The organism is Bradyrhizobium altum, assembly GCF_020889705.1.
Taxonomy (GTDB): domain Bacteria; phylum Pseudomonadota; class Alphaproteobacteria; order Rhizobiales; family Xanthobacteraceae; genus Bradyrhizobium; species Bradyrhizobium altum.
Genome location: NZ_JACMYP010000038.1, coordinates 18,070 through 34,348 on the forward strand (window position 1 = coordinate 18,070; position 16,279 = coordinate 34,348).

Annotated in this window: 15 protein-coding genes and 1 pseudogene; 11 read left to right on the forward strand and 5 right to left on the reverse strand. The window is 59.4% G+C overall.

Translation table 11 applies throughout. The annotated features are described in order from the left end of the window. Nucleotides 1-1,462 precede the first annotated feature (1,462 nt). The 3 genes from H8B02_RS13075 to H8B02_RS13080 all read left to right on the forward strand — a co-directional run bounded on the left by H8B02_RS13075 (nt 1,463) and on the right by H8B02_RS13080 (nt 2,237). Nucleotides 1,463-1,627, forward strand: a complete 165-nt coding sequence (locus tag H8B02_RS13075) for a hypothetical protein (protein ID WP_376711650.1) — start codon at nt 1,463-1,465, stop codon at nt 1,625-1,627. Between the two features lie 4 nt (nt 1,628-1,631). Continuing rightward, nucleotides 1,632-1,805: a transcriptional regulator domain-containing protein gene (locus H8B02_RS48920; protein ID WP_376711651.1), complete on the forward strand. Its 174-nt coding sequence runs from the start codon at nt 1,632-1,634 to the stop codon at nt 1,803-1,805. 246 nt (nt 1,806-2,051) lie between these two features. Continuing rightward, nucleotides 2,052-2,237: a DNA -binding domain-containing protein gene (locus tag H8B02_RS13080; RefSeq protein WP_229166610.1), complete on the forward strand. Its 186-nt coding sequence runs from the start codon at nt 2,052-2,054 to the stop codon at nt 2,235-2,237. Nucleotides 2,238-2,251: 14 nt separating this feature from the next. Here the strand turns inward: H8B02_RS13080 and H8B02_RS48925 are convergent, their stop codons facing one another. Further along, complete coding sequence (locus H8B02_RS48925) at nt 2,252-3,031, reverse strand: amidohydrolase family protein (RefSeq protein WP_376711652.1); 780 nt, start codon at nt 3,029-3,031, stop codon at nt 2,252-2,254. Nucleotides 3,032-3,600: 569 nt separating this feature from the next. Between H8B02_RS48925 and H8B02_RS13090 the strand changes: the two genes are divergently transcribed. The 3 genes from H8B02_RS13090 (at nt 3,601) to rfbF (ending at nt 5,141) form a co-directional block, all read left to right on the forward strand. Continuing rightward, a complete protein-coding gene (locus H8B02_RS13090; protein WP_229166612.1) occupies nt 3,601-3,852 on the forward strand; it encodes a hypothetical protein in 252 nt (83 codons plus the stop codon). A 174-nt stretch (nt 3,853-4,026) separates the two neighbouring features. Further along, nucleotides 4,027-4,365, forward strand: a complete 339-nt coding sequence (locus tag H8B02_RS13095; protein WP_229166613.1) for a hypothetical protein — start codon at nt 4,027-4,029, stop codon at nt 4,363-4,365. Continuing rightward, a complete protein-coding gene (rfbF, locus tag H8B02_RS13100; protein ID WP_229166614.1) occupies nt 4,362-5,141 on the forward strand; it encodes a glucose-1-phosphate cytidylyltransferase in 780 nt (259 codons plus the stop codon). The genes H8B02_RS13095 and rfbF overlap by 4 nt, the downstream gene beginning before the upstream one ends. A 47-nt stretch (nt 5,142-5,188) precedes the next feature. Here rfbF and H8B02_RS13105 read toward each other — a convergent pair whose 3' ends face one another. After that, nucleotides 5,189-5,392 (reverse strand): hypothetical protein, encoded by a 204-nt coding sequence (locus tag H8B02_RS13105; RefSeq protein WP_229166615.1) that lies wholly within the window; start codon nt 5,390-5,392, stop codon nt 5,189-5,191. 125 nt (nt 5,393-5,517) lie between these two features. Between H8B02_RS13105 and H8B02_RS13110 the strand changes: the two genes are divergently transcribed. Continuing rightward, nucleotides 5,518-6,459, forward strand: a complete 942-nt coding sequence (locus H8B02_RS13110; RefSeq protein ID WP_229166616.1) for an NAD-dependent epimerase/dehydratase family protein — start codon at nt 5,518-5,520, stop codon at nt 6,457-6,459. Between the two features lie 465 nt (nt 6,460-6,924). Here the strand turns inward: H8B02_RS13110 and H8B02_RS13115 are convergent, their stop codons facing one another. From H8B02_RS13115 to H8B02_RS13125, 3 genes are all read right to left on the reverse strand, one after another. Then, nucleotides 6,925-8,232 carry a DUF4910 domain-containing protein gene (locus tag H8B02_RS13115; RefSeq protein ID WP_229166617.1) on the reverse strand — a complete coding sequence of 436 codons (1,308 nt, stop codon included), beginning with the start codon at nt 8,230-8,232 and terminating at the stop codon, nt 6,925-6,927. A 390-nt stretch (nt 8,233-8,622) separates the two neighbouring features. After that, nucleotides 8,623-9,861 carry a class I SAM-dependent methyltransferase gene (locus tag H8B02_RS13120; RefSeq protein WP_229166618.1) on the reverse strand — a complete coding sequence of 413 codons (1,239 nt, stop codon included), beginning with the start codon at nt 9,859-9,861 and terminating at the stop codon, nt 8,623-8,625. Nucleotides 9,862-11,779: 1,918 nt separating this feature from the next. Next, the gene (locus H8B02_RS13125) at nt 11,780-11,944 is read right to left on the reverse strand and encodes an integrase core domain-containing protein (protein ID WP_376711655.1); all 165 of its coding nucleotides are present in this window, start codon (nt 11,942-11,944) and stop codon (nt 11,780-11,782) included. Nucleotides 11,945-12,889: 945 nt separating this feature from the next. Between H8B02_RS13125 and H8B02_RS13130 the strand changes: the two genes are divergently transcribed. The 4 genes and pseudogenes from H8B02_RS13130 to H8B02_RS13145 form a co-directional block, all read left to right on the forward strand. After that, nucleotides 12,890-13,075, forward strand: a complete 186-nt coding sequence (locus H8B02_RS13130; protein ID WP_229166619.1) for a hypothetical protein — start codon at nt 12,890-12,892, stop codon at nt 13,073-13,075. Next, nucleotides 13,072-14,148: an NAD-dependent epimerase/dehydratase family protein gene (locus H8B02_RS13135; protein ID WP_229166620.1), complete on the forward strand. Its 1,077-nt coding sequence runs from the start codon at nt 13,072-13,074 to the stop codon at nt 14,146-14,148. The genes H8B02_RS13130 and H8B02_RS13135 overlap by 4 nt, the downstream gene beginning before the upstream one ends. 7 nt (nt 14,149-14,155) lie before the next feature. After that, nucleotides 14,156-15,499, forward strand: coding sequence for a UDP-glucose dehydrogenase family protein (locus H8B02_RS13140; protein WP_229166621.1), 1,344 nt, complete (start codon nt 14,156-14,158; stop codon nt 15,497-15,499). 318 nt (nt 15,500-15,817) lie between these two features. Further along, a pseudogene (locus H8B02_RS13145) lies at nt 15,818-16,006 on the forward strand (DUF736 family protein); the annotation flags it as partial. Nucleotides 16,007-16,279 lie beyond the last annotated feature (273 nt).

The window sequence follows — 16,279 nt, forward strand, 5'->3', positions numbered from 1 at the left end:
GTGGCCTGAGCTTTCGGTATCGGTGTGAATGTGAAGCAGGGCGAAGCTGAAACACAACCAGGCGCGCCACGCTGTAAATTCATGCGGAGACGGCATCTTGATTGAGCTCAGGCCGCCATCAGCCCGCTGAGAGCGCGAAGCTAAGCGCCTTGTTTGCCTTCAACAGGCGCACCTTCGGCTCGACCTCGCCCTCCAGCTCAGTGCTAGCGGAAAGCATTCTCCCAGGTGGCGACCACTGACCCAAGGCTGCTGGATGGAGATTGTCGCCGGTCAGCTTCTGCTCCTTTGGTGCAGGACTCTGCAGCCTCCCGCTCGCAGATCATCCCTACTTGGTCGCCCGACGGAACTGCGAATACCTCGCAGTGCCTATCATCCGAACTGCTCTCAACTCTAAAACACAACATGCGTTCCCCTTGCGCTTTGCTCATGGCATCCTGCCGGAATTGTCTGCAGGACGACCCGAGTCTCGCGAACCAACCTCTGTTCTTGAATTGGATTGGCGTCTCCGCCAGTGCGATGCGGCTCAATCGCAAGAGGAAAGCTGGCTGCCGCGGACAGCACGCGAGCTTCGTCAGCATCCTTGCGTAGTTGCCCTGACGAGGTCAGCTCGTACAGGTTTGCTCAGATCGCCTGGGCTGCTCCTTGTGCCGTGTCGTGCCGCTCAACATCCCCTGATAGTCGTACTTGCTGCGTCTCCATCCGTTCCGTGGTGAACTTCGGCGAGCCCTTATGTTCTCCGCCGTGCAGACGGTTCGCTTCGGCCCAACTGTGCAACCGAGGGTAACCAAAGTTGAACTCCCAGTGACGCGGGCTATCACTAGGATGCCAATGAGCCAGCTCTGCCGCTACGGTGCTGCCAGAGCGCCGAGCGCGGATTTGCCCGGCGCGATGCAAACCGCGAACGGCGGAGGCTGAAGTCCGCTCGTACCCTATTTTGCTGGAGACGCGAAGCGGTGCGGTCGACGGCTCGACTTCTGAGCGAGGATGTTGCTATCGACGCACAAATCTGTACGCAACGGACTAATGCATCTGCATTCTCCGCCGGCTTGCTTCAAACCCCTCGCAAAGCGCGCTTCGTACCGAGCCATCAACAGCACCACTATGCCGATTTGCTCGAGCTGCAATTTCGTTCGTTTGGCGCGTAGTCGAAAGCCCGCGTTGTTTGTGCTTCCCAGCACAGGGCGTTAATCGGCCAGCACGACGCCTTACCGCGCCCCGTAGTACGAAAGAGGGCGTGTCATGGAGGTCGAGTTATCGGCAGGGGTAGAGCGAAATACCCGAGATCCTCACAATCGATAGAAGAAGCTTTGCCGCAGGTGGGCTTTTCACAGTCGCGAGCGGAGACGCGCTGATGCGCCAGGGGCGGACCATGGCGGGTAGGCGCTCCATCAGGCCTCGCGAGCATGTTGCCGTGATCGAGCCACTCGAGACATAAGCGAACCTGCACGGCAGAAGCATGGCCATGGTTGATTGGCGCGAAGTCGCGCGCATTGTGCTCGGTGTTGATCCGGTCCTTGAGCCGGATCGCGCGCGCCGTGTGTTCGACACTCATTTGGCTCGCGCCAAATGGATCGCGCGTCAGGGCTATTGTCATCTCCTGCGACGCGGTTGGCCGAAGAGTGAATAGTGGTATGGCAGCTGCTGACTGGAGATCAAAGCAAGCATATCTTGACGCCAAGACGGCAGAAACGGAGGACATAGCCTGGGAATGTCTACGTCGCGACCTTGACTATGAAAGAGACTATGAGGTCCTGACCAGCAGCGAACGGTCCGACGCGACGACGGAACGCTTCCGAAGGAAGTAGGGGCTTTCGTTTCGCCGCGGATCCGCGAACGGCGTTCGACAAACAAGCCATTTTCTGGACGCCCGAGGCGCTGTCGGCCGTGCTGCCCGTCCACCCAGCTATCGGTTTGAAGTCGTCCAACGGTACGACCTGGATCTCGGCAAACTAACGGGCGGCGAGCTTCGTCGGGCGCCAGATGGATGGCATGCCATCGTGCCGCTCGGACGAGCGCCGCCTTTGGCTGAGAGAACTGCCATCGAGCCGCTTGTGATTGCCATCGATCTGCCGCTCGACTGCGATTTCGACATTCGTTCGCGGGCGGCACACCACTTTTGGCGTGCGCTCGAACAGCGCTCCATCGGGCCGTCCCCACGTGCTTCGCCGATCCAGACCCGGCGTCGGCTCATCCTTGCTCTGCGTGCCGCAGATGGATGGTTGGAAGGAAGCAGCTAGTATTTCGTTTTTCCTCAAGCAAACAGGTCTTGGTTGCGGAATCCGTATAAGGCAGCCGGAGTCTCGCTAAGGATCCGTCCTCTCGCGTCTGCGTCTGGGACGAGCTCCTCAAGCCAAGCCATCGCCTGAGCATAGGATGGTGCATAGGCGTGTGCGGTCGTCACGTGCGGCCACTCAGACCCCCAGAGCAGCTGATCCGGTCCGAGCCCCTCCAGTAGCCGATCTGCCGCTGCCTTGGCCCAACAATCTGGGACGCGTCCTATCCCCGACAACTTCACCCACACCTCGGCGCCTTCAGCGAGTGCGAGGAGCCGTTCCACTCGCGGATCCCAAGTGGGATCGCGGGTGCTGTCCGCAAGGCCGAAGTCTCGAAACACCAGGCGATGGCCGTCGGCCAGGAGCAGCTCTGCAAGGCGCTCTCGTTGTTCAACCCCGCCGGATACCTCCAGGTGGAAGCCCAGCTGAAGGGCAGCTTCAAGGGACTCAGCGAGCGAATCATGATCATCAAGCGTAAGCGCCAAGCCCGCGACGCCTGATCGGCTCCACTCCTCCAAAATTGCAGGCGCCAAGGGTCGCACGAGAGGCGGAATCAGCCGCACCGGCATTTGGGCATTGCTCGCCTGGGCGAAGAGTTCCGCCGGGTCGCAGTGCAGGAAACCCGGGTGGACCAATACCAGTCCGGTGATCTCGCAACCGCGCGCTGTGCTCTCCAGCCGTTCCAAGGACCCATCGATGACGGGCGCCGCCCGGCGGGCCTCCTGGCAGAAGACGTGAACCTCGCAGTCGATCCTCATGGCGCGCTCCCGCCTCAGACCACAACCGGCGGAGCGCCAGGCCTAGGACAGTTGAAACCGCAGCTCGTCGACCGTCGGTGTCGACACTCGCGAGCTTCCGCTAAGCGCGCGGCGATTGACCTCCCGCTACGCGTCCAGATCGTGGCCTTTGCATGATTTCGCCGATCGGGCCGCGTTCCAGGGGGACGCTTGCGAGCCAATTGCAGGTACTGGACTCGCTGTAGATGACTTATTCGATTATTAGCTCAGGATTTCCATCCTTGGCTTGTTTCCCTTTAGCGCGAACTAAAGGTAGGGACAATCGCTGAAGAAAGCAGCTCAAATAGTTCGTACGTTTTGGACGAAGATAGCCCGCGAGTTTCGTACGCTGCAGACTTTTCCTCGTTCAGGCTTTGGAGTTCGGCGAGCTTAAGAACACGCTCGATTGCGCACGAAGACCGGAATAGGATCCGCTATCGTCGCAGCCGCTCGCCTGACCCGGCTCTGCTGCCGGACCCCGATCCGGCGCTTGCACTCATGCCTCGCCCGACGGAGCGATTGTGTCGCGCGATCAAAGGAGGTCAGTCGCGATGATTTATAGCATCTCGTTGCTCGCTGAAGATGGAACACTTTCAAGACGAACCTTCGATCAGCCGGTCAGGAGTGCTGGCGAGAGCGACTTCATCCCCCTTGGGCTCGCCATCGCGAACAACATCCTTGAACGAATCCTCGAGTTGGATCTAGAGACGGCGCCATTGCTCAATTCAGGCGGTTCTCACGACGACTGCCCTGACCACTATCTGATCGCTCGTAACCGCAATGTGTGTTTCACCGCGTCCTGATTGCTTGCGTGTCGCGTTTCGTCGCTGGAATCCTTGTCGTTCATGTACGTCTGCCTGACGAGCGTTCTAACGCCAACTGATCCGCAGACCAGCGCTTCTCACCGAGGTGATGCTACCAATTTTGGCAGGAGATTGCCGGGCTCAGGTCCGTTAAAAGTTCGTCGAGGCCAATCCATGGAGAGCCTCGTCTATCAGGTTGGCGGGAAGGGGCCTGTGCCAGGAGACAACCACTTCGCGAACGAAGGGTCGGTGTTGCCGGATCGGACTTCGCTGGCTCTGTCCGTCGGTACCGATCCGGAGGGCTTGCATCATCTTGACCAAGCCGGTGCTATCGCCTCAGCCGGACGGGCGGACCATATTTTTGCCGCTACGCTGAAAATCCCCGAGGATGATCCGGACACTTACAGGTGGCGGCGTTTGTTGAAGCCCGTACGCCGCGCCGGGCCGGCGGAGCAATCCTGCCGTGAAGCCAGGCGACAACGGGTGGACAGCCTGCAATGGAGCCGGCGGTGAAAGCTGTGATCCTCGCGGGTGGCCTTGGATCCCGAATCTCCGAGGAAACACACCTTCGGCCCAAGCCCATGATCGAGATCGGCGGCAAGCCGATTTTGTGGCACATCCTCAAAATCTACTCGCACTATGGCATCAACGATTTCGTGATCTGCTGCGGCTATAAGGGCTATCTGATCAAGGAATACATCGCCAACCACTTCCTGCACGTGGCGGATGTCACCGTCGACATGACTAATAACCGCATGGAGGTCCACCAGCATCATGCCGAACCATGGAAGGTGACGCTCGTCGATACTGGCGAGAAGACGATGACCGGTGGTCGGCTCAAGCGAGTTGCTAATTACCTGACCGATGAGGACGCCTTCTGCCTGACCTATGGCGATGGTGTGGCAGACATCGACATAACCGCATTGATCGCCTTCCACCGTCGGCAGGGTACGCTCGCCACTCTGACTGCTACCAATCCGCCCAGCCGTTTCGGGGCCCTCGAAATTCGTAGTGATCACCGTGTCGCCAGCTTCAAGGAAAAACCTCGTGGTGATGGGGAAATGATCAATGGTGGCTTCTTCGTGCTCTCCCCGAAAGTCATTGACCTGCTGGTGGATGACTCCACTGTTTGGGAGCGCGAGCCGCTCATGGCGTTGGCTGAGCGGCAGCAGCTTTCGGCCTACCAGCACCACGGCTTCTGGCAGCCCATGGATACTCTGCGTGAGAAGACGTTGCTCGAAGCGCTCTGGGTCGAGGGCAAGGCACCGTGGAAGGTATGGGAGAAATGATCCATTCTCGGCGGGCAAGCGCAAATTTCTCACGGGGCACGCGGGCTTCAAGTGCGCGCGGCTCGCGGTTTGGCTGCGACATCGCGGTGCGCGGGGTGACCCCGCGACGCGCTGGCTCCGCCGGCCAGCACACCGGCCCCTTTGAAATCGCCCGCATCGCGGCCGGCATAGAGACGATTCTGGGCGACACGAGCAACGACGATTATTTGGTAGGTATGCTTCGTGGCGCTGCGCCCGATGTTGATATCCACGCGGTCATTATCCACGGGGTCGCCCAACCTTTAAGGGCGATCGGCCCACCGGGTCGCCACGGCAATTCGCCGTGTTCAGCATTCGACCTGATGGGCATGGTAATTTCTGTCATTAGGATGCGGCTATGGAAAAGGTATTGGTGACCGGCGCACGAGGCTTCATTGGATCGCAGCTTTGCAAAAGGCTCGCGGGCTCGGGCGTCGAATTGCACGCGGTCTCGCGCCAGCCACCCGCCGACGTACCGGCCTGGTGGCAATCGATCGGTGGAGACGAGGGTTACGCCCGACGCGCCACCGCTATCCGTTGGTGGAACGTCGATCTGATCGACCTGCAAGCAACGCGAGAACTGATCCGGACTGTCCAGCCTGACACGACATATCACCTCGCTGGTCTGGCGACGAGTACGGGCAGCTTCGAAATGGTGCTGCCGATCCTGCAAAACAACTTTCTCACCGCATTCAATCTGCTCCTGGTGACGTGTGAAAGCGGCGCCGGCCGGATCGTGCTCGCGGGCTCGGTTGAAGAGCCTGATAGCCCGAATCCCATACCCTGCTCGCCATATGCCGCAGCGAAAGGGGCGACGTCCGCGTTTGCCCGGATGTTCGAGGCGCTGTACCAGACCGAGGTCGTCATCGCAAAGATCGCCATGGTTTACGGCCCGGCGCAAGCGGACCTCACAAAGCTCGTCCCCTACGTTATCACTACCTTTTTGCGCGGCGAGCGCGCCAAACTGAGCAGCAGCGTTCGGCCAGTTGATTGGATTTACGTCGATGATGTGGTCGATGGCCTTATGGACTGCGCCCACGCATCTGGCGCCAGGGGCCGCACGATAGATCTCGGATGGGGCAAGGTGTGCACGATCCGGGAGATCGTACGGCGGTTAAGAGAATTGATTCCCGATGCGCCCGAACCGCTTTTCGGGGCAGTTCCTGATCGACCCCTCGAGCGGGTATTGAAAGCCGACGTTGCCACCTCCTGCAAATTGATCAGCTGGAACCCGTCGACAACGCTACAGGCAGGCCTGCGCCGTACAGTGGAATGGTATCGATCCCGATCCGGGGCATGACCGGATTGCAGGGCCGGAGCGTCACCCGTGCCCGATTGCCACGAACGCGCAGCTCCTCTCGGCCTCGTTCCGGCAATGATCGCGTGCGGCGGCTTGCGTGTCTCTGCGCGGCGCGCGTTTTCAAAGTGAATCATCACGAGAGACGACCTCGCAAAATGCCGGGTTCAGATCCCGAAATCGCGACAGCTCGAACAGTACTTGATTAGGCCGCCGCCGAGCCCGGATAGGCTTCGATATCGGGTTCGAGCATTGCTCAATCAGCTATTGCGGAGAATCTGCACAGGGAAAGCATGGACAGGCCGTCGGCCAAGTCGACAAAGAATGTTTGCGTCGCCATCAGGGCGGAATAAACTCCGAGGGGGCACCACGTGGTTGGCTCGGACACTTGACATCCCCAACGCCATCGAGCCGATCAATTGCAAGATGAACTCGCGGCATGATGGTGGTTGGTTCGATCCGCTTCGATCATTCGGGACGTACGTGGACGAGCCCTGCGTCCAGTGCGATTCGCGCGGCGGATTCAAGCCGAGCAAAGGGCACGTCGGCTCGCACCGCCATCTCCAACAGGCTATGACCGCCATCCGCGAGGTTGAGCAACCATAATAGGTCCATCTGCGTGGCGCCGCCCGCCTCGCGTTGTCCGGCGATCGCTCTGTAGAGACCGCGTCTTCCAAGCTGGGGTTCGCATCGACCGTCGAGGCGCTCATACGTGCAGTCCGCATCAAGTAGATCCAAGACCGTCTCTATGACCGAATAAGATTGATCGAGGGCCTCCGGCTTCACGAAATCCAGATTGTCCGCCGAGGTATGGTATTCGGGAAAAGCACCATGTACACCGCGCATGAGGCAGCCTACCGGCAGATCGAAAGCCGGCGAACAAAACTGCCGCTCGTCATATCCGTAAGGCGCGAACGGCAGTATTTCATGGCGGAGGCTGGAATGCCTGAGGACATGTGCGACGGCCCGATCGATGGTCGTCCCCTTGCGGCTCTGCTTATAGTGAAATTGCCCGCTATCACCCAGACACGTCAGCACGAGGCCATGCTTGATGTTAGCCAATCCCGGCTCGTTGCGGGCGAGCCAGGTGATGGCCCCGATCGTCGCTGGAAGGAAGAGAAATCGATACCCTAGCCGTCGTTTTTGGCGCGCCTGCCGCATGGCCAGAGCTGTCATGACGGCGATTCCCGAAAGATTGTCATTTGCGAGGCTCGGATGACAGATATGGCTGCTGAGCAAAACTTCGTTCGGCGTCTCGCCGGGAACGAAACACTCACCAAACGTCAGTGAACCAGGCGAGATATCGCTGTCAATCTCGACATGATAGGTGTCATCATTCATGGTCTGCCAAAGATTGTGAGGCAGGCAAAAGCCCCAATCGTCGGCGTAATAGCCGGTCCTGTATGGAATAAGATCCGGCTGATCAGGCAGAGTGTGAATGTGCCGTGCGAGTTCGGCGCGCGTGAACACTCCCTGCACCGGCCTGCTATATCCTAGAACGTGAAGATTGTTGCTGGCGAAGTCGACCAAGCATTTTCCGCCTACCGTGGAGATCGACCCGCGCCGAATATTCCATTCCATTGGAACGTGCCAGTCGAAAACAGGAGTTCCTGTTCCGACTTCATTGATCTCGAGATCAATGTGGCGAGCGATGATGCTCAGTGTCTTGCGAACTCCAGAGCCGGTTTGGCTACGGTTGATCGGGAACAGCTCGCGGACCAGTTGATACAGGTCGATCGCAGGCTTCCTCTCAGTTTCTTTTCCGTCGAGCTTCATTGGCATCTCGTTTCTGCCGAGGGCGCTACAACTCGCGATCTGCGAGCGATGGTGAGGCCGCATCTTGGTCGAAAAACAAACATGGTCGCCGGCTCACGCCGTCTCATGGAAAACATTGGACCGTCGAAGCGAGACCATTCGATACACCTTCGACGTATTCCGATCAGAAACCCGATAACCGTGCCGCGCGGAAAGAGGGTTACAAGAACCATCATGTCCGCCCTCGAGCACTGGGTTGAGATCCGAGGCCAAGTCCAGCCGCCGAAGTTGACGTTTTGGTGTGAGGAAATTTTTGAAGCGCGATCGGCGTTTCGTGCAATGGCAACAGTGGAATGGCCATCACACAAAAGCGGGTGACCACGTGCTGCCCGATGATACCGGTCGGGCCGCTCAGCAAGACCTTCGTGTCAAAACCTTCAGTTCGGGAACCGCGATCACAAACTTGCCGCCCCACCTCTTGATCTGCCCATGCTGCTGGATCACCTCGGTAGCAATGTTCCAGGGCAGGATCACCACCCAATCCGGCTTTCGCTTCTCGAGCTCTGCCGGGGGAAGGATCGGAATGTGGCTGCCGGGCATGAACTTGTTTTGTTTCGAGGCTGCCGCATCGCAGATAAAGCTGATCAAGTCGCGCTTCAAACCGGCATAGTTCATCAATGTATTGCCCTTGGCAGCCGCGCCATACGCGGCTACCGGCCTGCCCGCGTGCTTCTGCTCGATCAGGAAAGCCAGGAAATCGTTCTTGATCTTGTCCGCCTTTTGCTGGAATGCGAGGTAAAAACCGAGGTCTTGCAACCCGAACCGTTGCTCTTCTGCCAGCACGGCCGTGACCGCTGCCGTTGTTTTGCGCGGATCATGCCTGTTGCAGCCATAGATGCGCAAGGAACCGCCATGCGTGGGGAGCTCCTCAACGTCGAAGACCCGCAGGCCCGCTTTCTCGAAGATGCGGATAACCGCCGTGAGCGACAGATACGAGAAGTGCTCATGATAGACCGTGTCGAACTGGTTGTGCGCGATCATGTTCTTGAGATGTGGGAACTCCAGGTTCACCGTGCCTCGCGGCTTGAGTAGAAGACGCAGGCCCAATGTGAAGTCGTTGATATCAGGCACATGGGCGTAGACGTTGTTGCCGCAGATCAGATCTGCCTGCTGTCCGCCTGCTGCCAGCCTGGTAGCGGAAACTGCGCCAAAGAATTCGCGGAGCACCGGCACGCCAATCCGCTCGGCGGCATCGGCCGTGCTGGCAGTCGGCTCGATCCCCAGGCATGGTACGCCCATCGCTACAAAATTCTTGAGCAGATATCCGTCATTGGAGGCGACCTCGACGACAAAACTGTCTCGGGTCAGATGCAGCATCTCGGCGATCTTTTCGCAATAGGCGCGAGCATGGCTCAGCCAGCTCTGCGACGTCGAGGAGAAGTATGCGTAGTCGTTGGAGAACAATTCGTCGGCGGCGGTGTGATCTTCGGTCTGTACGAGCCAACACGCGTGACAGACAAGAATCTTCAACGGAAAGGTCGTCTCGGGCGCGTGGAGCTGCGCTTTTGAGAGATAGGCGTTCGATGGCGGCGCGTGTCCCAGGTCAAGAACCACGTGTTGTAATTGCGTCTGGCAATTGCGGCACTTCATAGGTCTAGTCCCTAGAAGTCCGCATCAAGGAGCGGATGCTTCGAGCGGCGGGCGGACAAATCCGTTGGGGAAGAGGCCATGCAAAGTCAGCCATCGTATCATCGATGAGAATAGTGCCTCATCGGGGCGACCGAGGGAACGTGGCGCTCGCAGCACCGACTTTCCGCGCTAGCGACGGCATGGAACATAAACAACGGCTGCGATGGCCGCGGTGCCGGCCGGTTTGACCATGAAGGTAACAGCCGCCAATGCCGACCAGGATCCACTCCAACTGGATCCACTCCAGAAGCGGGCGGATTCGACGCAGCCGCCCGGCTAGCAGCAAACCGGTCATCACCATCGAGAGCGATGCAAAGCTGAGTGCGCAGTAGCCGGGGGATGAGCTCCCAATTACGAAGGTTGCATAACGCAGGGCTGGAGAGCCCTGCCGATAGCCCCGCCGCACGCGGGCAGTCTGCCATCCAGAGACGTCGGATCACAAGGAGACTGCAAATCCAACCCAGCGCCATGGTGGGTGTGACGTTCGCCGCGCGAAGCACGGCGATGTCGTTGCCTGCCCACTGATATGGCCAGTGTGAGAGGAAGCCGAAAAGGGACGGCGGAATATTGACTGCGTAGGGGAATGAGTTCGCGATGACGTTAAGATATAAACCATCGTCGGCGAGATTGAGACCAGAACTGCCGTCGTATTGCAGCCAAGCGAAAAGGATTGCCATGGTTACGGCGAACACTGACGGCAAAGTCCAATTCAGCAAGGCGGGCCCTCCCTTGGCGGAGTCGTCGTCGCTTGCCATAGGTCCCCTCCTAACCCCGCAGACGAGACCCATTCCAATGAGCCTCAGTTGCTTCTAGCTGGCCTGAGCTCCGCAATCTCCTCTGAAAATTGGTAGCGTCGGTCAGTGTTCAGCGAGACGGAGTGTGAATACCCCAGAATCGGAGTTTGCACCTATGATCACGCGCGTGGGCTGGCTGCGGCGATGTGGCTTTGCAGCAAAATCACCGATCGATTGCCGATCGTCCCGTGGCGCCGCTCTCGTTGTAGCGTCCGCATCAATCCTTCGCTTGTTCCCCGTTCGTCCCGCATCTAATCCTCGCGGATTGGTTGGAGGAAACGGTGTGGAACGAGGCGCTCCCCTTGTCAGGGAGCACTTCGTCTCATGCAACTGAACCCGCACGCGAACGCCACCAACACACACCGAAGGCGCGCGCCTACATCCAGCGCAGCAAGAAGTCGGTCGCCCGATCGGCGGCCGAGTTGGTGCAGCGAGGAGGCCACGATTGATCCGTGGCGCCGCGCACCACAATCGAGGCGCTCGCACCGGCCGAAGACCGGCTGACCAGCCAGTTTGCCGTCGACTGCAACAACGCAATGGCATCAGCAGCTTACTAAGCGCTGACAAGCCGAAGGCCGGCGCCTTCGATAATCGCCAGCGTCGGTTTCATCCGTATCGACATGCAGTATCTGCCGGCCCTGCAGCGCAGCACGAACTATGCCTTCGTCGCTATCGATCGTCCGTTACGTCTTCGTCGAGATCCATGCCGGACGGGAGGGGGCATTGCCGCCGGCTCCTCAAGCGCCTCCTCGCCGGCTTCCCGCGCGGCGTTCACGCCCATCCTGACCGACAATGGCGGCGAGTTCACCGAACTCCTCGCCATCGAACAGAAGAACAAGCCGCCGGCGCACCTTCCGATGCCTATCCCTTTGACTATCTCTTCAAGCAATGTGGCATCGCGCATCGCCTCACAAGGCGCTGCCACCGCAGAGCCACGGCCTCGTCGAACGCTTCGACCGGCGCATCGCCGGAAGCAAAAGCCAATGATCACAAAGAAATGTGGCAGCGTTCGGCGCGCCTTTATCGACCCGCCGATCGGGACGCCTTCATTGCCAAGTCGACCCGCGACGATAAGCGCATTCGTCTCAGCTACCTGGTTCCAGTCCAGGCTGTCGCCAATCACATCGGACTGAACACACCCTCAAGGCTGAGAACCGACGGGTGTCGAGGCATTCGGCCCGCAAGCGACCCTTGAAGGCCTCGGCGAACGCTTTGTCGGTCGGCTTGCCAGGCTGCGAAATGTCCGGCATGACGCCGCGCTGGTAGGCCCGCAGGTCATGATCGCGCGACACGAACTCGCTACCTTGATTGACGCGGATCCCGGCCGGGAAGTCAGTTCCTTGCAAGCCCTATCCGGAACCTCCACGACGTCGGCATGGGGGAAGGTGAGCCGCGGCTCCCGCGCCGCGAAGACCGATTTTATGCTGAAGGACTCTACGACATGCCTAAGCAGTCAGTTCGCTGAGGGCCTCTCTGATTGTCATGGCCGCGACGTTGCTTCTCATCTCTGCCGGGCATGTAAAGGTTGCGCTCCCGTCAACTACAAGAGCCGGTAATTGATCGAGATGACGAAAGCATGTCACCTGTCGATAATGAACGTCTGCCGGTAAAGTGCAAAAGGAATCGGCATGCCGCACCACTCACTATCTGTCCTCGCTATGCTCGCCGAGGTGCTGGAGCCGTTGAGGTGCGACCGAACCGGCCCGTGCGGAAGCGCACACCTGGTGACCGAGGCAATAACTTCTCATCACACTGCAACATAGTCCTTCGAAAGCCATCGCCATGCAACCATCACGCTCCACCAGGATGTTCAGTGAAACACGGGTTTTCGCTCATGAATTTGCAGTAACATCGAGCTGCGTGACAGCTCCTATGTTGCCACTCTGCGCATTGCCGCAGCCTTCGATCCGCCATCTCGGTGACCATCCAGTCACCGACGAGGGTTACAAGCTCAGTTCGCTCTCGGAGGGACGCGGCCGATGATCCATCTTCTTGAGATTTGAGATATCCGCTTTTCAAGAGGCCGGCCAACATCAGTCATCAGTAACGACCACAAGGGACATTTTGTGGACCGACGGAGAGCGCAATCCGAAAAGCCTCCGAAAAGCCCAGACAAGGCTTCGGTTGTGTCAACGGCGAGTACTTGTTTCTTCCATCGGTCCCTCCTGCACCGCCTTTTCAATCGAGCCGACCGCGTGCTGGAGAAAGAGCCTTTGGCCGACCTCGCCGGGCGCTCGGGCTTTCGTGTATCGCGCCACACCTTCTCGGCCGGCATGGATGCGCTGCATGACAAGCATTGGTTCGAAGAGCTCTTGGTATCCGGCCGGCCCTCTTGGGTACATGCCGACAAGGCTCAAACTCTCGTTCGGAGCGCTTCGTGATAGTCAGCCCTGTCGTCAAAGAAGATATTGAGCATATCCATGCGGCCCTGCCGCGAGGACGCTTCGCGGGGGCAACGGTCCTGCTCACAGGCTGCGCCGGCTTCCTCGGTTATTACTTCCTCCAGTACTTCACGCGAAAAGCGTCCGAACTCGAGCTGGAGCGGATTATCGCGCTTGACACCTTGCAGCTGCACCAGCCGCGGTGGCTGACCGATCTGGGTGCGGAGTGTCCGGACGTGTTCAAGATGCATACGTTCAACGTCGCCACAGATGATCTTCGAACGGTCGACGGTGCTGACGCCGCGGACTACGTCATCCATATGGCCTCGATCGCTTCGCCGACGTTCTATCGGCAGTATCCGGTCGAGACCATCGACGCCAACATCTGGGGACTGCGGCGGCTGCTCGAAGCTTATCGCGGGTCGGATCGGCTGAAGGGCCTGCTGTTCTTTTCGAGCAGCGAAATCTACGGCGATCCCGCGGAGACGGCGATCCCGACCGAGGAGGAGTACCGCGGCAATGTCGCATGCGTCGGCCCGAGGGCCTGCTACGACGAATCAAAGCGTTTCGGCGAGACGATGTGCTACGTCTTCTCCAAGGCGTATGGCATGCCCATCACGGTCGCCCGCCCTTTCAACAATTACGGGCCCGGCATGCGCATCGACGATCGCCGGCTGCCGGCCGATTTCGCACGATGCGTGATCGATCGACGCGACATTGCCATTTTTTCGGACGGTAGCCCGACCCGCACGTTCTGCTACATCTCCGACGCGATCACAGGTTATCTCCTCTGCCTCCTGCACGGGAAGTACGATTATTTCAACATCGGGATCGACGAGCCGGAGATCTCCGTCCGTAATCTGGCCGAGATTTATCAGCAGGCCTCGCTGGAGCTTTTCGGACGCCGCGGCGCCGTCGTCTTCGAGAAGAGTTCCGATGCAGAGTATCTTGTCGATAATCCGAACCGACGCTGCCCCTCGATCAAGAAGGCACGGGATATTCTCGGCTACGCTCCCAGGGTCCTCGTAAATGAGGGCGTGCGCCGCTATTTGTCTTTCCTGTCGACGAGTTGAGGGCGTGATGCGCATCACGGTCGTCGGATCCGGCTATGTGGGCCTCGTATCGGGTGTGTGCCTCGCGGCGAAGGGACACGACGTGACGTGCGTCGATCTGCAGAAGGACGTCATCGCTCAGCTTAACGTTGGCATTCCGCATATCCACGAGCATGACCTCTCCGAACTGCTCAAGTCAGTCCTTGCATCGGCCCGCTTTAGGGCCACCACCAACCTTCACGCCTCGCTCAAGACGGCGGAAATCGCCTTGATCGCTGTAGGCACGCCGTCCGAGAACGGCGCGATCGACCTCAGCGCCGTCCGGCAGTGCGCTCGGCAGATTGGCGCGTATCTCGCGACAACTCCTCATCACTTGTCAGTCGTTGTGAAGAGCACCGTCATTCCGGGGACGACGGACACGATAGTGCGGGAAGAGCTCGAGCACTCGTTCGGGAAGAGGCTGGGGGCGTTCGGCTTGGGCATGAACCCGGAGTTCCTTCGCGAAGGAGAGGCGATCGAGGATTTCATGGAGCCCGACCGCATCGTGCTCGGTCACGAGGATGAGAGGACGCTGGTGCGGCTCGAGGAGCTCTATGCTCCGTGGAATTGCGACAAAGTACGGGTGAACACCCGTACGGCCGAAATGATCAAATACGCCAACAACGCAATTCTGGCCACTCAGATCTCCATCGTGAACGAGGTGGCAAATCTCTGCACCGCGGTCGGAAGCGTCGACGCCCTCGACGTCATGCGCGGCGTCTCTCTCGACAAACGGTGGTCGCCGATCACTCCCTTGGGCCGCCTCGCACCACAGATCCTGACTTATCTTGTTCCGGGCTGCGGGTTCGGCGGGTCGTGCTTTCCAAAGGACGTACAGGCGCTACGCACGCAAGGCGAAAGCCTTGGCCTCCCGATGAACATGCTGAATGCCGTTCTCGACGTGAACGCTGCGCAGCCGGGCCAGGTCGTCTCTGCCCTCGAGCGGAAGCTTGGAGCGTTAGCCGGCCGACGAACCCTGGTTCTCGGCCTCTCCTTCAAGCCGAACACCGACGACGTCCGCGAATCCGCCTCGATCAAGATCGTTCACGATCTTCTGCGGGCCGAGGCGGAGGTCAGATGTTACGATCCCCTCGCGACGGAGAACTTCAAGCTGGCCATCGGAACCGCCGCGAACCGCATTCATTTCTCCTCTGACTGGCGGCGCGAGGTCGAGTGGGCCGAGATCATCATCATCGCGACTCGGACGCAGGATTATGGCGAACTCACCTCGTTGCCGGTCGATGGCAAGACGGTGTTCGACGCGCGTCGACTGATCAGCCCGGCCGATGTGGCCTCGGCCGAGTACCTGACCATTGGGCGCCGCCTCAACTGAGCCGCGCCATGATCTGCGAGCCTACGCCGATATAGGGGGCTTTCGATGTCAGCCTTGAGCCCTGCGGCATCGATCGCGGCTTTCTTGCCCGCGTCTTCTGCGCCGAAAGGTTCGGCGCGCGCCTGCGACTTTGGCGACAGGTTTCAAGCAGATCAACACCGCAGTGTCTAGGTACGCATGTGGGCACGCTCAAATGCCGGGACTATCAGTTCGCACCGAGCGATGGGACCAGGCTGGATGAAGTGCATTCGTGATCCGCGCGTTGAAAGACATCGTCAACCTCTGCGAAGGCTCGCCAAGGTTCACAATTGCGGCCACGACCGTGCAAGCAGCAATGCGCCGAGCCATCGCATTTGTGCGGGTAGGGCGGTGATCGGGGTGGTTTGGTCGGCGATCCAACGGGGCCATGGGTGTCTCTCGCTCGAGCTTTACAACGCTTCCTTCAACGCGCCGATCTACGCGAATCTGTTCGAGGATGAGGGTGGCGAAGGTTGTATCGAGCTCTAGATGCGGCCGGGCAGCAATGACGCGTGAGCAAAGGGTCCCGCCCGGTCCGCCAGGCGTCCTCCGTTTGGCGAGCATCAAGCCTCGCGGAGATGTCGCCGGGATTGAGCCATTCAAGACCACATAGCACGCTGCTTCTCTAGTGTCTGATCCTGGCGAGCTCGTCGCCTTGATCTTCGAACTGCATCAAACCAACGCGATGCCGTGAAGCTATGGCCCGGTGGTCGCAGACGTTGGGCCGCTCCAGGCTTGCTTGCTGATGTGTCGCCACGGAGA

Bases quoted from the DNA above. Each gene is read 5' to 3' on its own strand.
- H8B02_RS13075 (WP_376711650.1), top strand. From the start codon at position 1,463: ATGGTTGATTGGCGCGAAGTCGCGCGCATTGTGCTCGGTGTTGATCCG.
- H8B02_RS48920 (WP_376711651.1), top strand. From the start codon at position 1,632: ATGGCAGCTGCTGACTGGAGATCAAAGCAAGCATATCTTGACGCCAAG.
- H8B02_RS48925 (WP_376711652.1), bottom strand. From the start codon at position 3,031: ATGAGGATCGACTGCGAGGTTCACGTCTTCTGCCAGGAGGCCCGCCGG.
- H8B02_RS13090 (WP_229166612.1), top strand. From the start codon at position 3,601: ATGATTTATAGCATCTCGTTGCTCGCTGAAGATGGAACACTTTCAAGA.
- H8B02_RS13095 (WP_229166613.1), top strand. From the start codon at position 4,027: ATGGAGAGCCTCGTCTATCAGGTTGGCGGGAAGGGGCCTGTGCCAGGA.
- H8B02_RS13110 (WP_229166616.1), top strand. From the start codon at position 5,518: ATGGAAAAGGTATTGGTGACCGGCGCACGAGGCTTCATTGGATCGCAG.
- H8B02_RS13115 (WP_229166617.1), bottom strand. From the start codon at position 8,232: ATGAAGCTCGACGGAAAAGAAACTGAGAGGAAGCCTGCGATCGACCTG.
- H8B02_RS13120 (WP_229166618.1), bottom strand. From the start codon at position 9,861: ATGAAGTGCCGCAATTGCCAGACGCAATTACAACACGTGGTTCTTGAC.
- H8B02_RS13125 (WP_376711655.1), bottom strand. From the start codon at position 11,944: ATGCCGGACATTTCGCAGCCTGGCAAGCCGACCGACAAAGCGTTCGCC.
- H8B02_RS13140 (WP_229166621.1), top strand. From the start codon at position 14,156: ATGCGCATCACGGTCGTCGGATCCGGCTATGTGGGCCTCGTATCGGGT.